General features: G+C 52.3%; 19 protein-coding genes. 11 read left to right on the plus strand and 8 right to left on the minus strand.

Annotation, left to right across the window (positions count from 1 at the left end; genetic code table 11):
- Nucleotides 1-3 precede the first annotated feature (3 nt).
- Genes ahaC through FWG96_03075 form a run of 6 tightly spaced genes read left to right on the plus strand, consistent with a single transcriptional unit; the run spans nucleotide 4 to nucleotide 5,260 of the window.
- A complete protein-coding gene (gene ahaC, locus FWG96_03050; GenBank protein ID MCL2032229.1) occupies nucleotides 4-1,053 on the plus strand; it encodes an ATP synthase A1 subunit C in 1,050 nt (349 codons plus the stop codon).
- Nucleotides 1,053-1,358 (plus strand): V-type ATP synthase subunit F, encoded by a 306-nt coding sequence (locus tag FWG96_03055; protein MCL2032230.1) that lies wholly within the window; start codon nucleotides 1,053-1,055, stop codon nucleotides 1,356-1,358. Before ahaC ends, FWG96_03055 begins: the two co-directional genes overlap by 1 nt.
- Nucleotides 1,359-3,089: a V-type ATP synthase subunit A gene (locus FWG96_03060; GenBank protein MCL2032231.1), complete on the plus strand. Its 1,731-nt coding sequence runs from the start codon at nucleotides 1,359-1,361 to the stop codon at nucleotides 3,087-3,089.
- Between the two features lie 5 nt (nucleotides 3,090-3,094).
- Nucleotides 3,095-4,477, plus strand: coding sequence for a V-type ATP synthase subunit B (locus FWG96_03065; protein MCL2032232.1), 1,383 nt, complete (start codon nucleotides 3,095-3,097; stop codon nucleotides 4,475-4,477).
- A 4-nt stretch (nucleotides 4,478-4,481) separates the two neighbouring features.
- Nucleotides 4,482-5,117, plus strand: coding sequence for a V-type ATP synthase subunit D (locus FWG96_03070; GenBank protein MCL2032233.1), 636 nt, complete (start codon nucleotides 4,482-4,484; stop codon nucleotides 5,115-5,117).
- The gene (locus tag FWG96_03075; protein MCL2032234.1) at nucleotides 5,114-5,260 is read left to right on the plus strand and encodes a hypothetical protein; all 147 of its coding nucleotides are present in this window, start codon (nucleotides 5,114-5,116) and stop codon (nucleotides 5,258-5,260) included. Before FWG96_03070 ends, FWG96_03075 begins: the two co-directional genes overlap by 4 nt.
- Nucleotides 5,261-5,312: 52 nt before the next feature.
- Here FWG96_03075 and FWG96_03080 read toward each other — a convergent pair whose 3' ends face one another.
- A complete protein-coding gene (locus FWG96_03080; protein MCL2032235.1) occupies nucleotides 5,313-6,746 on the minus strand; it encodes a DNA-directed DNA polymerase II small subunit in 1,434 nt (477 codons plus the stop codon).
- Nucleotides 6,747-6,962: 216 nt separating this feature from the next.
- On the opposite strand from FWG96_03080, the gene FWG96_03085 reads away from it, so the two are divergent.
- The 4 genes from FWG96_03085 (at nucleotide 6,963) to FWG96_03100 (ending at nucleotide 10,808) form a co-directional block, all read left to right on the plus strand.
- Nucleotides 6,963-7,877: a hypothetical protein gene (locus FWG96_03085; GenBank protein MCL2032236.1), complete on the plus strand. Its 915-nt coding sequence runs from the start codon at nucleotides 6,963-6,965 to the stop codon at nucleotides 7,875-7,877.
- Between the two features lie 274 nt (nucleotides 7,878-8,151).
- The gene (locus tag FWG96_03090) at nucleotides 8,152-8,538 is read left to right on the plus strand and encodes a hypothetical protein (GenBank protein MCL2032237.1); all 387 of its coding nucleotides are present in this window, start codon (nucleotides 8,152-8,154) and stop codon (nucleotides 8,536-8,538) included.
- Nucleotides 8,535-9,299 (plus strand): sugar phosphate isomerase/epimerase, encoded by a 765-nt coding sequence (locus FWG96_03095; GenBank protein ID MCL2032238.1) that lies wholly within the window; start codon nucleotides 8,535-8,537, stop codon nucleotides 9,297-9,299. Before FWG96_03090 ends, FWG96_03095 begins: the two co-directional genes overlap by 4 nt.
- Nucleotides 9,300-9,419: 120 nt before the next feature.
- Nucleotides 9,420-10,808 carry an ATP-binding protein gene (locus tag FWG96_03100; protein MCL2032239.1) on the plus strand — a complete coding sequence of 463 codons (1,389 nt, stop codon included), beginning with the start codon at nucleotides 9,420-9,422 and terminating at the stop codon, nucleotides 10,806-10,808.
- A 71-nt stretch (nucleotides 10,809-10,879) separates the two neighbouring features.
- Here FWG96_03100 and FWG96_03105 read toward each other — a convergent pair whose 3' ends face one another.
- The 7 genes from FWG96_03105 to FWG96_03135 all read right to left on the minus strand — a co-directional run bounded on the left by FWG96_03105 (nucleotide 10,880) and on the right by FWG96_03135 (nucleotide 18,048).
- Complete coding sequence (locus FWG96_03105) at nucleotides 10,880-11,974, minus strand: CPBP family glutamic-type intramembrane protease (protein ID MCL2032240.1); 1,095 nt, start codon at nucleotides 11,972-11,974, stop codon at nucleotides 10,880-10,882.
- A gap of 64 nt (nucleotides 11,975-12,038) precedes the next feature.
- The gene (locus tag FWG96_03110; GenBank protein ID MCL2032241.1) at nucleotides 12,039-13,130 is read right to left on the minus strand and encodes a CPBP family intramembrane metalloprotease; all 1,092 of its coding nucleotides are present in this window, start codon (nucleotides 13,128-13,130) and stop codon (nucleotides 12,039-12,041) included.
- Complete coding sequence (locus tag FWG96_03115; GenBank protein MCL2032242.1) at nucleotides 13,127-13,744, minus strand: hypothetical protein; 618 nt, start codon at nucleotides 13,742-13,744, stop codon at nucleotides 13,127-13,129. The genes FWG96_03110 and FWG96_03115 overlap by 4 nt, the downstream gene beginning before the upstream one ends.
- Entirely contained in the window at nucleotides 13,741-14,688 is a 948-nt protein-coding gene (locus FWG96_03120) for a transcriptional regulator (GenBank protein MCL2032243.1), read from the minus strand. The genes FWG96_03115 and FWG96_03120 overlap by 4 nt, the downstream gene beginning before the upstream one ends.
- A 79-nt stretch (nucleotides 14,689-14,767) precedes the next feature.
- The gene (locus FWG96_03125) at nucleotides 14,768-15,253 is read right to left on the minus strand and encodes an Hsp20/alpha crystallin family protein (GenBank protein MCL2032244.1); all 486 of its coding nucleotides are present in this window, start codon (nucleotides 15,251-15,253) and stop codon (nucleotides 14,768-14,770) included.
- On the minus strand, nucleotides 15,240-17,426 hold the full coding sequence (locus FWG96_03130) for a CDC48 family AAA ATPase (protein ID MCL2032245.1): 2,187 nt from the start codon (nucleotides 17,424-17,426) through the stop codon (nucleotides 15,240-15,242). The genes FWG96_03125 and FWG96_03130 overlap by 14 nt, the downstream gene beginning before the upstream one ends.
- Nucleotides 17,419-18,048: a helix-turn-helix domain-containing protein gene (locus FWG96_03135; GenBank protein MCL2032246.1), complete on the minus strand. Its 630-nt coding sequence runs from the start codon at nucleotides 18,046-18,048 to the stop codon at nucleotides 17,419-17,421. The genes FWG96_03130 and FWG96_03135 overlap by 8 nt, the downstream gene beginning before the upstream one ends.
- Before the next feature lie 203 nt (nucleotides 18,049-18,251).
- Between FWG96_03135 and FWG96_03140 the strand changes: the two genes are divergently transcribed.
- Nucleotides 18,252-19,571 carry a TrpB-like pyridoxal phosphate-dependent enzyme gene (locus tag FWG96_03140; protein MCL2032247.1) on the plus strand — a complete coding sequence of 440 codons (1,320 nt, stop codon included), beginning with the start codon at nucleotides 18,252-18,254 and terminating at the stop codon, nucleotides 19,569-19,571.
- Nucleotides 19,572-20,057 lie beyond the last annotated feature (486 nt).

Here is a 20,057-nt window from a genome sequence, read left to right on the forward strand (position 1 = left end):
CACATGTTCGGGCGCAACAGAAGCAAAGGCAACTATGCGTACACCTCGGCCAGAGTAAAGGCCAAGAAATCCCTCTTGATGAAAGAGGAGGATTACGACAAGATGCTGATGATGACCGTGCCGGAGATATCCCGCTACATAAGCGAGACCGGATACAGCAAAGAGATGACGGACCTGGCGGGAAGAATGTCGGGGCTCGATCTTCTTGAGCATGCAACCCATCTGAACATGGCAAAGGTGTTCAGAAGCATCCTCTCGACGTCTACGGGAGAGCTTTACAGTATGGTATCCGCATATCTTGACAAATGGGACGTATGGAACCTGAAGGTCATACTCCGCGGGAAGTCATACGGTCTGGACGCGGACGGTATCCGAGAGGACCTCGTTCCCGCGGGCCGCGTCGGCGCCGAATCATTGGAAAAGCTGATCTCTATCGACAATGTCGACGACATCGTTTCAAACTTCGGGAAGATGGCTCACGTGAACATCCCCGCGGAGGTCCTGTCCGCCTATAAGGCGAGCGGCAACCTGGGGGAGATCGAGGACTTCTTGGATATAATACACTATGAGAGACTGATACGCAGCATCGACCCGCTGTCGAGACCCTCGTACATCTTCCTCACCTATATCAGGGAGCAGGTGGACATAAAGAACTTCGAGACCATCCTGAAGCTTAAGGCCGAAGGTATCTACGGAGAACAGGTGATGAAGTACATCATCCCCAGAGGGAGAAGGATAGACGAGAGGCTACTGGCGCTTCTGGCCAACGCGGAGACCATCGATTCGATGATGTCCGAGCTGTCTCAGCTCGAATTCGGCGAGGAGATAAGAGGCGCGCTGGAAGCCAGCAATATCAGGGATGCCGTGCTGACGCTTAAGAGATACGAGATGAAGAAAGCGAAGAAGTTCTCGCACCTGTATCCGCTGTCCGTGACCCCGGTGATCGACTATATGATTAACAAAGAGAACGAGGTCAGGAACATCAGGATAATAGCCAGGGGAACGCAGAGCGGTCTGAACAGAGAGACAATCAAAGGACTGTTGGTGATCTGATGGAGATAGCAGTAGTGGGCAGCGAGGAATTCGTGCTGGGGTTCAGATTGGCTGGGCTGAGGCGCGTGTTCGTGGCGGACGAAAGCAACTACCAGAACGTAATAGGGGCGGCCATGTCAGACGCCGACATAGGCATCCTGGCGGTCGATGCGGAGGATCTGAACTACCTCCCGCATAACGTGAGGTCGAAGGTCCTTGATTCAATCCGGCCCGTGGTCGTACCGGTGGGCGGAGACGAAAGCGACCTTCGCGAGAAGGTCAAAAGAGCAATTGGCGTTGATTTATACAAAACAGAGGATGAGTAAATGAGTACAAAAGGTGTAATCTACAGGGTCGCAGGTCCTGTGGTGACGGCAACCGGGATCACCCCCAAGATGTATGATGTGGTACAGGTAGGGAACGAAGGTCTCATGGGCGAGGTCATCAAGATCGTAGGCGACTACTCTATCATCCAGGTTTATGAGGATACTTCGGGCGTAAAACCCGGAGAGCCGGTCACTAATACCGGGCTCCCTCTTGTCGCGGAACTCGGTCCGGGACTTCTGACCTCCGTTTATGACGGGATTCAGAGGCCGCTTCCCGTTCTCAGGGACAAAATGGGGGATTACATCTTCCGCGGTGTTTCCGCACCTGGACTGGAAAGAGAGAAGAAGTGGGAATTCAAGCCCACCGTAAAGAACGGCGAAGAGGTCGAGGCGGGACAGGTGATAGGTACCGTCATGGAAGGTCCGATGCTCCACAAGATCATGGTCCCTCCGACATTCAGAAAAGGAAAGGTAAGCGACATATCCGCAGGCAAATACACTGTCGAGGATGTAGTGGCGAAGGTCGACGGACAGGACGTGTGCCTGATGCAGAAATGGCCGGTCCGTGTATCGAGACCGGTGAAAGAAAAGCTGCAGCCGGACATACCGCTGGTCACCGGACTCAGGGTTCTGGACACGATGTTCCCCCTTGCGAAGGGCGGAGCGGCGGCCATTCCCGGCGCGTTCGGCACCGGAAAGACGGTCACGCAGCAGTCCTTGGCCAAATATTCCAATGCAGAGATAGTGGTATACATAGGATGCGGCGAACGCGGCAACGAGATGACCGAGGTTTTGACAGAATTCCCGGAACTGGTCGACCCGACCACCGGAGAGTCCCTGATGAACAGGACGGTCCTGATCGCGAACACATCCAACATGCCGGTGGCGGCGAGAGAAGCGTCCGTTTACACAGGCATCACGATAGCAGAATACTTCAGAGACATGGGATACGACGTCTCGCTGATGGCGGACTCCACCTCAAGGTGGGCGGAGGCCATGCGTGAGATATCGTCAAGACTGGAAGAGATGCCCGGAGAGGAAGGATATCCCGCGTACCTTGCGGGCCGCCTCTCGGAATTCTACGAGCGCGCCTGCCGTGCAAAGGCACTTGGCGGCGAGACCGGATCGATCTCCGTCATCGGAGCGGTATCCCCTCCAGGAGGGGACCTGTCCGAGCCGGTCACGCAGAACACTCTGCGTATCGTCCGTGTGTTCTGGGCGCTTGACACCAAACTGAGAGAGAGGAGGCACTTCCCAACCATCAACTGGCTGACATCATACTCAATGTACGATAAACAGCTCAGCAGCTGGTACAAACAGAATGTGGCGGAGAACTTCCCGGACCTCAAGGCGTGGGCGATGCAGGTCCTTCAGAAAGAGTCGGAGCTGCAGGAGATCGTGCAGATGGTCGGATCAGACTCTCTGCCGGACGAGCAGAAGATGACGCTGGAGGTCGCAAGGATGATCCGCGAGATATACCTGCAGCAGAACGCCTACCACCCCGTGGACGCGTACTGCCCCATAAGCAGACAGTACACTATGATGACCCTCATCAAGAAATATTCGGATCTCGCGGCCAACGCGCTCGCGTCCGGAGTGCAGGTCGACAAGATAGCGTACCTGCCGGTGAGGCAGAGGTTCAACCAGGCCAAATATGAAGAGAACGTTGACGCTGAACTCGAGGCCGTGTCCAAGGACATGGAGGAGCAGTTCGAAGGACTGAGGGCGTGAGAACAATGTCAAAAGCAAAAGTATCCAAAGAGTACAAGACGGTCTCCCAGATAGCCGGACCGCTGGTCTTTGTCAAGAAGACGGAACCGGTCGGCTACCAAGAGATGGTCAGCGTAAGACTTTCCGACGGATCGATGAAAAGAGGCCAGGTCCTCGACACATCCGACGAGATCGTAGTCGTCCAGATATTCGAGGGCACCTCAGGCATAGACAGGCAGGCGTCCGTGAGGTTCCTCGGCGACACCATGAAGATGCCCGTCTCAAAGGAAATGCTCGGAAGGGTCCTGTCCGGAGCGGGAGAGCCTCTCGACGGAGGAGCAAGGATCGTTCCCGACAAGGAACTTGACATAGTCGGAGCGGCCATCAACCCCTGGGCAAGGGACAGTCCGGCCGATTTCATTCAGACCGGCATTTCGACGATCGACGGAATGAACACCCTCGTCAGGGGACAGAAGCTGCCTATATTCTCGGGAGCCGGACTTCCTCACAATGAGATCGCCCTGCAGATCGCGAGGCAGGCGAAGGTCCTCGGAGAGAACGAGGAGTTCGCGGTGGTGTTCATCGCGCTGGGTATAACGAACGAAGAGAAGCAGATGTTCATGAAGGAGTTCGAGAGGACCGGCGCTCTGAAGAGCGCGGTGGTCTTCCTGAACCTTGCCGACGACCCGGCGGTCGAGCGTATCGTCACGCCCCGTCTCGGTCTGACAACGGCGGAATACATGGCGTTCGAACTCGGAATGCAGGTTCTTGTCATAATGACGGACATAACCAACTACTGCGAAGCACTGCGTCAGGTCGGCGCGGCGAGAGAAGAGGTTCCCGGAAGACGCGGATACCCCGGCTACATGTACACCGACCTTGCTCAGCTGTACGAGCGCGCGGGAAGAATCAAAGAGAAGAAAGGTTCGATCACCCAGATCCCCATCCTCTCGATGCCGGGCGATGACATAACCCACCCGATCCCCGATCTTTCAGGGTACATCACCGAAGGGCAGATAGTTCTTTCAAGAGAACTGCACCGCAACGGTATCTACCCGCCGGTGAACGTTTCGTCATCCCTGAGCCGTCTGATGAACTCCGGTGTCGGAAAAGGCAAGACCCGCGATGACCACAAAGCGGTATCGGACCAGCTGTACGCTTCGTATGCGGAAGGCAAGGACCTCCGCGGCCTGGTGGCCATCGTCGGAAAGGACTCGCTATCTGCAAAGGACAGAAAGTTCCTGGACTTCGCGGACATATTCGAGGACCGCGTCGTCCGCCAGGGCCTTGATGAGGACCGTTCGATAGAAAGGACCCTTGAGATCGCCTGGGAGATCATGAGAGAGCTTGACGTGGATCAGCTGACGAGGATCGACCGTAAATACATCGAGCAGTATCTGAAGAAGTGAGCACATGGGAAGCCAAGATATCACCCCGACCCGTTCGGTCCTTCTGGACCTCAAGAAAAAGATCAAGCTGTCCGAGAGCGGATACAAGATCATGAAGATGAAGAGGGACGGCCTCATCATCGAGTTCTTCGAGGTTCTGGAAAAGGCCAAGAAGATGCGTAAGGGTGTTTCCTCTGATTATGAGGCGGCGATGGAGAAGATAACCATCGCGCGCGCTGTCGAAGGGGAGATCGCCGTTAAGAGCGCGGCATACGCCCTCAAAACGGAACCGCAGGTCAAACTTGGCAGTAAGAGCATAATGGGAATGATGGTCCCTAAGGTGGAGGCCACTTCGATCCGCACCAAGATGACCGAAAAGGGATACGGTGTGGTCGAGACGTCCGCCTATATCGAAGAGGCCGCGATGGCCTTTGAGAAGCTCCTCGACACCCTGGTCCGCGCGGCCGAGGTCGAGACCACCATGAAGAAGCTGCTGGATGAGATAGAGAAGACCAAGAGGAGGGTCAACGCCCTTGAGTTCAAGATCATACCCGAGCTCAAGGAGTCGGAGAGGTTCGTCAAGTTCCGTCTCGAAGAGATGGAAAGGGAGAACACGACCCGCCTCAAACACCTGAAGAAGAAAGGAGAGGCCGCAGAGTGAGATCTTTCAAGGAGCGCGTGAACGAGATAAACGAAGACCCGAAAAAACTGAGAAGGGTCTTCACATTCATCTGGGCCACGGCGTACCTCATGCTCATCCTCGGTTTCATCCTGATCGTCCTGGTCTTCGTTTACGCCCTTTAAACCATTTAAAACAAATTCTTTTTTCTGGAAGTTTATTAAAACACAGATCCGTTCATTTAGTGAAATCCATCATCTTCACGGCGCCCGTGCCCAAGTGGACGACCGGCATTATCGCCGGATTCGGGTTAAAATTATGCGCCCTTTGGTATTCGGTCTGGTCCTGCCACGCGGATGCGTTTATGATCTTGGTGCCGCGGTAATCCATCTTTCCAGCGCCGTGCACATGGCCGGAGACGAATATGTCCGGGGCCTTCTCTATGATCAGGTAATCCTTCTTCTCCGGCGCCATGGCCGTTTTCCCTCCGTACATGGGGGAGAGGTGGCGTCTGATCAGCATCTCCTTCATTACGCTGATGGGATCGTCGTAACTCAGCTTCTGCACGCTTGCCACCCAGTCGTCGATGCTCTTGCCGTGATAAGAAAGGATGGTCCTGCCCTCTATCTCCATGCCGACCGGATTTCCTGCCAGGATCACATTGGAATCAAAACCTTTGGTGAATATTCTGTTCAGTGCCGGCTGAGGCTCAGCCAGCCTCACGGCGTCATGGTTGCCTGGCTGGATGACCACTTTGATATGATCGGGGATATCCTTGACATACTCTCCGAGCACCTCATACTGCCCATATATATCAGCTATTTTGAGCTCCTCTTCCTGCCCCGGGAATATCCCTATCCCGTCGACCACATCTCCAGGGAGTATGAGGTAATCAAGGTCCATGTCATAGGAGTTGGCTTTCAGCCAATTCATCATCCTCTTCCATTCTTTCTCCAGGAAAGTGGAGCTTCCCACATGGATGTCCGAAAGGAACGCAACCGAGGCTACCGAATCTGACGGCACCCATGTCCGTCCGGCGGGAATGTCTGGTCTGAATATCTTGTCTGCGATGAAAAGGTCCCCTCTTGTCGAGGGTTTTCCGGATATGCCTATCACTTCGTCATTGACGAACATCTCTTCGGAACAGGGGGAATCCTTGGATATCAGCACGGTACATGTTCCGGAGTCATCCTCGAGCAGCAGGGTGGTGTGGCCGTTCTTCGTTTCCTTCTTTTCGTAGATCATTCCGATTATCTGCGTCTCCCTTCCGAGGGTCAGCGCCCGGGTTATTTGGACGGACGTTCCGAAATCCCTTCTTTTTTCGATCAGCTTTTTAAGAGCGAAGAACCTGCTTTTGAAATAAGCGGCAAAATCAGTGATCTTACCCTCGCAGGTGGAATCTCCCGTGACATCCGTTCCGGGAATGACGTTAATGTCGCTGTGCTTCTTGTTCCTGGGGGTCACGGGTTTCCTGTCGGGCTCGATAGCGACGTCTCCGGCAGCGAAACCCATAATGTCCTTCTTCTCGATGAACATGGAACTCTCGGAAAGCGTAGCCAGAATAGTGTTGGTAAAGGCCATGGGATCGGTGTTTGACAGCACCATCTCTAGTGCATCAGGGGAGAAGAAAAGGTTCCTCCTCGCCGCCGCATTCAGTACCTCCGACCTCATAACATACGCTATACGGTACATCGCTAAATACCCTTTTGACACATGGTTCCGGGGAAATTTTCTGAGCAGGCATCGGTCCCAAAATGACCAAGATCTTGAACAAGACATCAAAGCAGAAGGAATGGATCAGCCGCCCACAGGCCTGGGCTTTTGCGCCGAGTATGCCAGCTATATACGTGTAACTCCCTTCTTGGTTGTATCCAGTGAGGAGGATCTATGATGGAGTTTATGAAGGGAATGCGAAAGGACAGGGCCGGGATAAGCACGATTCTGGTGATCGCGGCAGTGGTCATTGTGGTCATCGCTGCCGCGGTGGCGTACATTGTATTGTCCGCTGATAATGAAAAAGAAGAAGTGGCACCTGGAACAACGATGAAATACGAGGTTTCTATGGGCGGAGAAACACTCGGAATGTTTGAAATACACTTCATCGGACAGAATGCCGATGAGTATTTGATCATGGAAAAAGAAGTAGAAGACGCGTCAACTACCACTGCCTATCGAATGTCCCCGAAAGGAGGAACACCAGTAAAGGTTACCGGTACAGAAGAGCTTGATACGATCGACGGCAAAAAGACCCTTCAGATACAGGAGTTTACCCAGCAAGTATCTGGAATGACGGCCCAGGTTAAAGCATATGTCGACCCTTCGAACGGACTGCCGTATAAGGAGGAAATATCCTTACTGGGAATGAGCATGACACAAATATTGGTGGGATATGAGCTCAAATGGCAAACATCATACAAAGAATCCAAGTCAGTCGGCATGACTTATGACTATGTTTGTAAAGTAGAAGGACTTACACTTGATGCAAAGATAGTGTGTGTGGCCGACTGCGTTGATGATCAGTATGGTGTGATGTATGACTTCACCGCATATGGCGGCGGCACGACGTACTTCATCAGCGATTTCCCCCAGGGGCTACCGGTCGATGCTGAGCACAAAGGAGGAACAACCGCCATAACCACTATTGATGGCGACATATCTGTTGAGTTGTGGGAATACGTCGACCCCATAGATGGAACGAAACTATACTTCTACATTGAATCCGATACGCACATAATTTACAGATTTGTCGTGGACTTTTCCGTCGCCGAGTTAGTTTTCGATTTAACAAAGAAATCTGCGTAATGCAGAAAAACAGTTTCCAAACAATTTATCAGGCGGAACAGCGGCAATAAGGAGCACGTCGGTGGCGTAATGCCCCGCTGGGCAAGGGCTCGCTGTTTCCGCCCACCTGTATTTTTATTCTTGGATGCTAAGGCCAGTTTTATATCCTGGCAGTTTCTGAACATTATTCAGAATCCATTATTTTCTGTTCATGCTTGGACTTAAAACAAAAGATAGTTCTTCTCAGAAACCGCTCCGCAAAGGCAGTTAAATACGCACAATGCCTGCCCGTATTATGGTCACGGTTTCGATATCATGTCCGGTATGTCCCAGCGAGGATCCGGAAAAGGTAAGGGGGGCGATCCTGAACATTTTCCCCGACGCCTTGCTCGAAGAGACCGGCAGCGGGTTCGAAGGGAAGGCAAGCGCGGGCAGGTTCCATGATCTGATACGTAAGCAAAAGATCCTGGACAGCACAAGGTCGATGATGTTCAAAGGGATCAGAGGCGGTTCCATCACGGTGCATCTGAATAAGCAGGTCGCTTTCGTCGGGAAGGTTTCGTTCACTGATCCAAATACGGTTCTGGGGACAATGCGGGTCACCATTGAGACCGATGATCCCGAGTTAACTATAGACAGCATAGCGCCGAGAACGGTGGACGGCGAAGAGGTGAGGGCATGATAGGGATGTCGTGCACACAATTCGGCACAGAGGACCCTGAAAAGGTCATGGAAATGGTATCAAAGGATTTTGAGCTGTGGGAAATATTCTCCGAAGCAGAGAACGATGTGGCCAAGTTCTCTTCCAGGTTCAATGAGATAAAAGGATCATACAGAATGCGATACTCCATACATGCTCCGATCTGCGACATCAACATCGCATCCCTGAACGAAAGGATCAGGGAGGCGTCGGTAGAGGAGATGCTAAAGACGATGGATCACGCCAGCCGCATGGACATAAAGACAATAACGATCCATCCGGGATTATACTCGATGGTGCTGCACGATGTGAGGGACCGTTCAATAGAACTTTCAAAATGCTCGCTGAAGACGATAGAGAAAGCATCCGAAGAGTACGGAGTGACCGCCGCGGTGGAGAACATGCCGTCGTTCGCTGTGATGATGGGACAGACCCCGGATGAGCTGCTGGATCTGATAGACGGCACAGACCTGGCGATATGCTTTGACATCGGCCACGCGAACACGATGGGCATGATCGATGAGTGCATTGACGCATTTGACGGAAGGATCGCGAACATCCATATACATGACAACGTCGGTAAGAATGACGATCATATGACGATCGGCGACGGAAACATCGACTTTGTGCGCGTCCTGTCAAGGCTGAAGGATTACAAAGGCAATTACATAATCGAATCCAGGAACATGGGGTCCGCTGTTGAATCAAAGAAGCGATTGGAAGAGATCATGCGCAGATTGTGATTGTCCTTCCAAAAATATCAACGGGAATCTGCAAAACCATCAACATAATTAATTTAAATACTAATACATATTTTAGTATGTTATATCTTAGTAAATCTAACATTAGTAAAAGTGAAAAACATGTTCGTCGGCCGTGAAAAGGAACTCAGCGAGCTGAATAAGCTATATCATTCAGATGAATTCCAATTTTCCGTGATATGCGGCCGGAGGCGCGTCGGGAAGACCGCATTGATAAACGAATTCGTCAAAGGCAAGGAAACAATATTCTTTACCGGCATGGAAACAAGCTGCAAACAGAACCTGGAGAGCTTCAGCAGAGCCACGTTCAGTTGTGTCTACGGGCGCGGCCCCGCGCCTATATTCAGGAGTTTCATGGACGCGCTGGAATATGTGTTCATGTTATCAAAGGACAAACGTCTGATATTGGTGATTGATGAATACCCTTCCTTAGCGAGGTCTTACGAAGGATTCGCGTCGTTCCTGCAGATCCTGATAGACAAACACAGGAGCACATCCAAGCTGTTCCTTATTTTGTGCGGATCAGACACGCCCTTCATGGAGTATCAGGTAATGGGACACAAAAGTCCTCTGAATGGGAGGCACACGGCGCTGTTTAGGATACTGCCGTTTGATTTCTTTGAGAGCAGACAGTGTTTCAGGTATTTTTCTGACACAGACATGGCATTGATCTACGGCATCGCAGGCGGCACGCCTCAATATCTTCTGCAGATGTATGATTTCATTTCAGTGGAAGAGAACATCAAGAACACTTTTCTGAGAACATCTTCATATCTATTCGAGGAACCGAACAACCTGCTGAAACATGAGGTGCGCGAACCGGCGATCTATAATGCTATCATCACGGCGGTCGCCGGCGGCAGCACCAGAGTCTCCGAGATATCTGACAGAGTGGGCGAGGAGACCAGCGTCTGTTCGGCCTATCTGAAAAACCTCATCTCGCTGGGCATCATAAAAAAAGAGACGCCCGTCACGGAAGGAACGCAAAGAAAGACCATCTACACGGTAGCCGATAATATGTTAAGGTTCTGGTACCGCTTCGTTCCGCCCAATCTTTCAGCCATCCAGAACGGAATGGCGGATGCGGTGTACAAGAACATATCGGAGCGGCTGCCGTCCTTCATGGAGGCCGTGTTCGAAGACATATGCATACAATACCTTCAGCGCCTTCACCATGACGGCGATGTGCCGGTAGCGTTCACAGAGATCGGGAGGTGGTGGGGAAACGACCCCAGGACAAAGAGCGAGGTCGAGATAGATATCTTAGCCGCGGACAGAGAGGATTCGGCGATATTCTGTGAATGCAGATGGACGGACGAGGACGTCGACGTTTCTGTGCTTGAAAAGCTCATCAGACGAAGCGAACTGTTCCAATTTGAAAAGAAATATTTCTATCTTTTTGCAAAGAACGGATTCACTCTGGAGTGCAGGGAACGCTCTGCCAAGCTGGGTAATGTGAAGCTTGTGGCTTTTGAGGACATACTGGCATAAAGTGAATGAAGCGGTTTCGGCCAATAGAGATCAGCACATCGGGGGCGACTGGAAGGCATGGTGGTCAGACATCATTCTTTTTTTGCGTATCCGTTCCAAAATATAGGGAGCGAATCAATCGATTCCCTGGAGCCGGCCAGCTTCATAATGATATAAAGTAAAGCGGCAAACCCCGCCACAACGATAAGCAGAACCATCACTCCGCCTATCCAGCTGACCCCCATCCAATCGAAGGACGAAAGATAATTGGTCGCAAAATGCATGAGTATCGACGCATACAGTCCAAAACGGACGAACACATATCCGAGGAATGCACCCGTTATGCCGGCAGTGAGGACCTTCCATGCCTGATCGTCCCAGCCGGAATAGTGTGCAAGACCGAAGATGGCGCCCGATACTATTATGAGGATAAAGGCCGTCATACTCATTCCGAAGCCGCCGAGGAGGCACTTCAAGGACTCTTTTTTCTTGGTAATGATGAGCGAGATGACAGCCATCGGCACTCCTATGAGCAGCAGGCGGGTAACGATCTCCTCCCAGACGGCGGCATCCGCCAAAAGGAACATCTGTTCTATCTTGCTCCCGAAATCAGGGGTGGTCGCGTCGCTGCCTATCATGAATTGTACGAGCAGAACAATGAAGCTGATGGCAAACATCGCGCAAAAGAGGACAGAGACCCATAAGGCAGCGGTCCCCTCAATGATGCCCGGCTTGGTGATGCCTCCGGGACTTCTTGCAGCCTCTATTAGTTTTTGCACAGTGGTTACTACGCACGAAAGGATTATGCTGACCACTGCTGCCCAATAGATCTGCAGAGCCAGACCTCCTAAGGAGAATATCACTTTCGGTAAAGGCACTAACACAAAGAAGGAGAGGCTCTTATCCGACAGAAAACTGAAAATGTCCGGACTATGTATAAACATAGTGATCGTTTCGAAGATGACAATGAACAGAAAGAATATGCACACCATGACGAGGAAGATTTCAACGGGGCCGGGCTGTATCCTTCCGGACCCGGCAGGTTGATAGCTGCGTGCTGGGCCGCCGCTCACCGGACCCTGGTGTGGCCTTTCTGTATTGATTCCTCCAAGAGGGCTTCCGCATGCTCCGCAGAATGATTTTCCGTCAGCGGCATATTCTCCGCACCTGGGACATCCGTTGCTCATTTTATACCGTCCCCAGTATGTTCAACAGCGTTATATATTCTTATTCCAACTCGTTCTGATAAGATCATTTTTCGCCGTATCCGTTCCGGAACAGGGGAAGCGACTCAATCGATTCTTTTGATATTAGCAGTTTCCATACAATGTAGCACAAGGCAACAAAGCCGACCCCGAAGATCAGCATAGTTACCAATGCATCGATCTCAGCGCCCCCGATCCATAAGAAGGACGAAAGATAGTCCATGATGAAATGCATGAGTATCGACGCATATAATCCAAAACGTACGAAGACATATCCGAGGAATATGCCCATCATGCCGGTTGTAATGACCTTCCAGGCCTGGTCATCCCAGCCTGAATAATGTGCCAGACCAAATATGGCACCGGAAATTATTATGAAAATGACCGCAGCCGTGCTCATTCCGAATCCGCCGAGGAGACACCTCAGAGACTCTTTTTTCTTTGTAATGATGAGAGAGATGACGGCCATCGGCACCCCTATGAACAACAGGCGCGTAATGATCTCCTCCCAGACAGAGGCGTTCGCAAAAAAGAACATCTGTGCGGTTTCATCTCCAAAGAAGGGACTCGTTACTCCGCTCCCGGCCGCCAGCAATAAGTACGTGATCGTGATGGTGACGAAAACATAGGCACAAAGAAGGATGGAGACCCAAAAGACAGCGGTCCCCTCAACAGCTCCGGGCCTGGTGACGCCGCCGGAATCTCTTATTGTTTTGATGAAATTCCATATTGCAACCGCCACGCACAGAAGGATGATAATGACCAAGATTACCCAATATGCCTGCATAGCAGACCCTTGCAGGCGGAATATGATCTCAGGGGAAGGCGTGAGAATATAGAAACCGACATTAAGGTTTGACAGGAAGCTGAAAACATCTCCGCTGTGTACCGCCAGGACGATCGCTTCAAAAACGGCAATGAAGATGAAGAATGCGCACAGGACCGGGAAGAAGATGTCTATGAAATCAGGATGCGTCCTTTCCGGACCGACATCATCCGTGTCGTATAGGGGATCGTCGTCCGCCGAGTCATAAAGCCCCTCGTCGGGCATGATGTCCTCGAAAGAACGACCACATGCTCCGCAGAAGGGTCTTCCGTCGGCGGCATAATCTCTGCATTCCGGACACTCGTCGTTCATTTTCCACCGTTTCTGATATGCTCGACTATACTATATATCCTTTCCACTTCGACGACTGCCAGCAAGGAGCGTCTGTACTTCGCGATATCGATTATCTGCGACGCAATGTGTTCTTCGCGCTTCTGGCTTACTTTCTCATACCCTTTGACCTTGTTCAGGTAGCTATCCCACGAAATGGCGAACGATTCCGCTGACGACATATCGAAACTGCGCTTCATGCCTTTCTTTGCGAGCCTGTGTTCTTTCACGAACTCCAGGGTCTTCACGGTGTTAATGTACATCTCGGTGAACTCCTCGTTGTTCATATCCAGCGGTATCACGTCAATGGAGTCCTTTAAGCAGAGGTCTATCAATTCGCAGAATGCGGGAGTAGGTGATTCTATGTCCCCGAAATTTGATAAATGATAGACATAGACCATATCGATCTCGCTCAGCTCCTGCACGTCCTCGATCTCATCCCGGTGCTTTATCGCAATTATCTCCTCGATACCCAGCGCGGCTGAGTATGCTTCATACCCTCCGTAAGCCTCTCTGACCTTTTCCGCTTCCGACACAAGGCCTTTGACGATCGGAAGGATGTCCACCCTGCACCTTCCGATATCGAGGGAGATCATTTTTTAGTGCTCCTTGAAAGTACCAGATCGGTAAGGGCATCCTGATCGTCTATCTTTTTGAGTTCCTCGCTCGTCACCACTGCAGTGGAGTCGATGTTCTCGGCTGAGCGTTCCCTCTCAACGATTATTAGGGAATGCTTGCCCGCTATCTTCGATATCTCCGAGGCGATCATGGCTTTCTGGATGAGTTTCTCCTCATCGACGCCGAGCCCCGTGAGGAATATCGTCTGTCTGCTTCTGCTTATGGCCTCAAAAGGACTCTTTGTGACAGGAGTTATCGCGAACCCTATCTCAATGAGGCGGTTCAGCGCGTTCGATTCGGTCCGCTTCCCCGTGGCCACTTCATATTCCTCAGGCTTCTTTTCGTTCTTGTATTCAAAAGGATTGATCGGCTCTATTATCGGTACTTGGAGGAATTCCTCCAGTCTCATCGCGGCGTCGATCATCGCCCCCATCCCCGATTCGTACATCTGGATCGTACGTCTGGAGACCCCCGCGCTCTCGGCCAGGGTGCCGAGACTGATCCCTCCGTTTTCCCTGGCCGCTTTGAGGATGCCGCTGTCTATCTTGACATAGAGGCCGCCCGGCGCCGCGAATATGAAGGGAGGGACCTCCTCCAGCAGATGTTCGCCGAGGGTCTCGTTGGAAATGATCGGGATCTTGAATCTTGAATATACTATGCCGGCCTCGAGAGGCCCGGAGCTGGATGTCTCGCCGATGAGCAGGGGTGTCGCCCTGAGTGCATCCGCGAGGACCTTCATATCCTCCGCATTCTCTCTGGAAAATGCGTCCACGTTGCTTAGGATCTTTATGATGAGCAGCGTTTCGTCCTTTCTTCCGACTATGTCAAAGCAAATGCTGCGGAGGCTGAGGGATGAGGAAATGTCGAATCCAGCCTTTGCTAATATAGCTCGGGTGGTGTTGATGAGATCCTCTCTGCTCATAATGTAAAAGAGGTTGTTCTTCTATATAAAACGACACTTTACAAAATATATGAAAATGGTTTAATGCCCGCTCTGGCGGTCACTGGACGCTGATCCTTTTCTTGGGATCCGAGGAGACGATGGGAGCGAGGGTGACCTCCAGTATCCCGTTGTTATACTCCGCTTTCGCGGAGTCCGGATCGACCTCGCAGGGAAGTGCCAGCGTCCTGGCGAATTTCTTACTGTCTGTGTCGACTCTTACGGAAAGGGTGCTCTTTGTCCCCTCAAGCATTATGTCCTCTTTGGAGACGCCGGGGATCTCGACCACCGCCCTGACCGCGCCGTCCTCCAGACTCACGTCCGTAAGCGGCTCCCCGATGCCGTACTGCATCCTGCGGTCATCCGCCGCGTTCCCGAACTCCTTCACATGTCTGTTGCCGTCGGAGTCCTGGTACATTGTGTATCCGTAGGTCTTGACACTCGTTCCCCGAAGGTTCTCCATGTCTGAGAACATATTCTCCAGCTTCCTCGCCATTGTTTCGAAGCTTCCTCCGAAGATGCCGTTCCACACATCATCTGTATCCATCTGTGTTCCCTCCTGTGCTGTGATATCCGTACTCTTTGAGTTTCTGCGATGCCTGCGGTCCGAACTTATCGACCGCCGAGACGAAATCCCTCATCTCGACCTTGCAGTTCTTGATCTCTTCGTCCGCAGGGGTCTTTCCGGGCTTCACTATGCGTCTGACCGCCGTCATCACGGCCTCGTTGCATATGGCCGATATGTCCGCGCCGGTGCATCCCTCCGTCTTATCAGCCAGGTCGTCGATGTTCACGTCGTCGGCCAAGGGCTTCTCTCTTGTGTGTATCCCGAAGATCAATATCCTCGACTCGCGGTCCGGCGGCCCTATGTAGATACTCTTATCGAACCTTCCCGGCCTCAGCAGGGCCGGGTCCATTATGTCCGGGCGGTTGGTCGCCGCTATGACCACAACATCGTTCAGCGATTCCAGCCCGTCGAGTTCGGTCAGCATCTGGGATATCACCCTCTCCGTGACATTGCTGTCGCCGCCCGTTCCTCTTTCCGGCGCTATGGAGTCTATCTCGTCCATGAAGATCACGCAGGGCGACGCTTGTCTCGCCTTTCTGAAAGTTTCCCTCACGGCCTTTTCGGACTCCCCGACCCATTTGTTCAGGAACTCCGGGCCTTTCACAGCAATGAAGTTCGCTTCGGATTCCGTCGCAACGGCCTTTGCGAGCATGGTCTTGCCGGTGCCGGGCGGACCGTACAGCAGTATCCCTTTCGGAGGCTTGGCGTTCATGTGTTCGAACACTTTTCCAAACTTCAGCGGCCATTCTACGGCTTCTTTCAGATCCTGCTTTGCGGATTCGAGCGCGCCGATATCCTCCCACTTTACGTTGGGCTTCTCTATCAGCACCTCTCTCATGGTCGAAGGCTGAAGATCCTTCAGCGCTTCTTTGAAGTCGTCCTTCGTCACCGAGATCTTATCCAATATGTCCACCGGTATCTCTTCCGTATCGAGATCGACCTGCGGGAGTATGCGCCTAAGGGCGGCCATCGCCGCCTCTTTGCACAAGGCTGAGATATCCGCTCCGGCATAACCGTGGGTGCGGTCTGCGAGTCTCTTCAGGTCGACATCGTCCGAAAGGGGCATTCCCCTTGTGTGGATCTGCAGGATCTCGAACCTTCCGTCCCTGTCCGGTATCCCTATCTCGATCTCCCTGTCGAACCTTCCGGGCCTTCTGAGGGCCTCGTCAATGGAATTGGGGCGGTTCGTTGCTCCTATGACAACGACCTTCCCTCTGGAGTTCAGGCCGTCCATCAGGGACAGGAGCTGCGCGACTATGCGCCGCTCGGCCTCTCCTGTGACCTCGTTCCTCTTTGGCGCTATCGAATCGATCTCGTCGATAAAGATGATGCTTGGCGCGTTCTCCTCGGCCTCTTTGAAGATCTCTCTGAGCTTGCCTTCGGATTCGCCGTAGAACTTGCTCATTATCTCCGGCCCGCCAATTGATATGAAATTGCTGCTTGTCTCTCCGGCTACGGCTTTGGCCAGCATGGTCTTGCCCGTTCCCGGGGGGCCGTGCAGGAGGACTCCCTTCGGGGCCTCCACGCCCAGTCTTTTGAACAGTTCCGGGTGCCTGAGGGGCAGTTCTATCATTTCCCTGATCTTCGCCACTTCGTTGCCGAGTCCGCCGAGATCGTCATACGAGACCTGCGGGACGTCCAGATTGGCCGCCGACGCCGGCTTATCGGATACCTTTACGTCGGTCCCAGACATCATGATCACGGCGTCGCCGGAAGGCGAGAATGAGGTCACGACCAGGTCTATCTTGTTACCCATCACGTTGAGCGTCAGCACGTCGCCTTTTGCGAATACTCTTCCCTCCATCACCTTACTGAGGTATTCCTCCCCGCCCTGAAGCCTCAGTTCCTCGGTCGGCGAGAATGTGATCTTCTCTGCGTTCTTTGCGGCTATCTTCTTTATTCCGACGCGCTCGTCTATCGAAGTGCCAGCGTTGCGCCTGGTGGAGCCGTCTATTCTTATTATCCCGCGGTTGGCGTCCTCGGGAGCGCCCCTCAGCACTTTGATGACCGTCTTCTTCGTACCGTCGATCTGTATTATGTCGCCGGCTTTGAGCTCGAATATGTCCATGAGCTCCGGGTCAAGCCTTGCGATGCCTTTCCCGGTCTCCCCCGGTTTCAATTCCGCGACCTTTATTGCTTTATCATTACTCATCTTTCATCCCTTCTCTAAAATCCCTGCATCTGCATTCAATGTCATTCATTATCTTCGTCATCCTGTCCTCCCTGACGCCCATGTCACGGGAGACCTCCATTATGTCGTGGCCGGGTGAGTTCAGCATTTCGTAGAGCATGCTTCTCTCCAGATAGTCGAGGCCGCCGGCGACGGGACCGCTCATGAATGAGCGGATCATCACGTTGCGTCTTTCGATCATCTCTTCCCTCAGTTTATCGAACTCGCTTATCCTCTTGTCTATTTCCGACAGGCTCTCTCTGATCTCTTCAAGCTCCATGTCGTCGTTCCTTTGGGCCGCCTCCACGCGATCCGGCTCAGAGAGCGTGGCCCTGAACATGCCGTTGCGCAGGTCAACAGTGAGCGTGAACTCTGATGTGGGGCGGTAGACGGTCTTGAACGGACCCTTATCGCTGCTTTCTCTCCGGCTCTCCACCAACCCGCTCCTTTCCATGATGTCCAGATTCTTCATTATCGCCTGCTGGCTCACTCCCAACTCCCTCGAAAGCTGTAAAGGATAATGGGGTTCCCTGACGAGCGCCGTAAGTATCCTCCGTCTTGTGGGGTTCTCTATGACCGACAGGATCGTATCGATGTTGTTCATATTATCACTTGGTTGTTAACTTATGGTTACTAACTAGTAGTTAATGTACATGTTGTATTTAAACAGTGCGTGACAATGGCTGCTTTTTTGAAACAACTGTAAATGAGACACTGTGTCCGCGAGTTGTTTTATTATTAGATATGATGTATAATAATATACATCAATGTACACATTATTAAATAGATGGATATAATCATCCGAACATGGCAATCCCAAAGGACATAAGGATAGATCTGCCGCCGGAAGGGATACCCAAAAAGTGGTATAATCTTGCAGCAGACATAGGGCAGTTGGAGCCTCCGCTCAACCCCGGAACAAAGAAACCCGCCTCGCCGGAGGATTTCGAAGCGATCTTCTGCAAAGAGATCATAAGACAGGAAGGCTCGACCGAACGCTATATCAACATCCCTGAGGAAGTGAGGGACAATCTGGTCTACCTCAACCGCCCGGCACCGCTCCAGAGGGCATACAGGCTTGAGAGACATCTCAAAACACCTGCAAAGATATACTTCAAAAGAGAGGATATGAGCCCCCTCGGAAGCCACAAGGGCAACACCGCCCTCGCGCAGGCATATTTCAACGCGGAGGCGGGGATACACACGCTCACCACGGAGACCGGCGCGGGCCAATGGGGAACCGCCTTGTCGATGGTGTCGAACCTGTTCGATATCGACTGCACAGTGTTCATGGTCAGGGGCAGCTACCAACAGAAACCGACGAGGAAGGCCCTCATGCGCACATACGGCGCGACGGTTCATGCTTCGCCGAGCCCACAGACCGAATTCGGGAAGAAGGTCCTGAAGGAGCATCCAGAGACGACCGGATCTTTGGGGATAGCGATATCCGAAGCCTGCGAGATGGCGGCGAAGGACCCGAATATCTGTTATTCGCTGGGAAGCGTGCTCAACCATGTTATGCTCCATCAGACCGTGATCGGTCAGGAGACGATCGAGCAGATGAAGATAGGCGAGATAGATCCGGACTACATGATAGCATGCGCCGGCGGAGGGTCCAACTTCGGAGGGTTTGCATTCCCTATGCTCGGAGAGAGGATCAAAGGCAAGACAGACTGTCAGTTCATTGCAGCGGAGTCGAAGGCCGCCCCGTCCCTTACGGAAGGGGAGTTCAAGTACGACTTCGGGGACACGGCGGGATTCACCCCTCTGCTGATGATGTACACCCTCGGACAGGAATTCATTCCCAAAGGGATACACGCCGGAGGGCTGAGGTACCATGGGATGGCCCCGCTTGTGTCCGCCGCTATGGACAAAGGGCTGATAACCGCCAGGGCCTATGAACAGCTGGAGACGTTCGAAGCTGGGATGACCTTCTCAAGGACGGAAGGTATGGTCCCGGCGCCGGAGTCATGCCATGCGGTGAAAGCGGCCATCGATATCGCCCTCGAGTGCAAGAAGACCAAAGAGGAGAAGACGATCGTGTTCTGCATGTCGGGACACGGGATGCTGGACCTATACGGATACGAGCAGTACCTGGATGGGACGATGCAGGATTCGTCTTTCTGATCAAAAGTGAACGAACAACAAAAACAAGGCGGAAACCGCCTGCCTTTATTTTTAATACCCAGACTGTTCGATTTTTATTACATTGTCATTATTTCTTTAAATTCCAATCATATTTTAAACACATTTAATAAAAAGGAAAGATGCGATGCGACCCACTGCAACACAGACTCAAAACGGCGGTGCGCAAAAGTCACTTTCGGAAGATTCGGAGACCCCCTATAAAGACATATATAACCGCGCAGGGGTTTGTTTCTTTGCCGTTGGATGGGAAGCCCGGTTCGGAGTCTTCCTAGAGACGGCGAACCGGGACCATCAGGCAGGAGGTGTTTTTATAACAACCGAAAAGCGCAATGGCTCCGTCATTGTTCGTATTCGGGTTGGCGAAGTGATCGTTACGGTCACTATCAAAGACCCTTAAACGGACCTTTTCGCCTGGTCCGCGTTAAGGACCCGGTCCCCTTGGGGATCGTTATTCCTCTGCCAATG

It is taken from the genome of Candidatus Methanoplasma cognatum (assembly GCA_009777615.1).
Lineage (GTDB): Archaea > Thermoplasmatota > Thermoplasmata > Methanomassiliicoccales > Methanomethylophilaceae > Methanoplasma > Methanoplasma cognatum.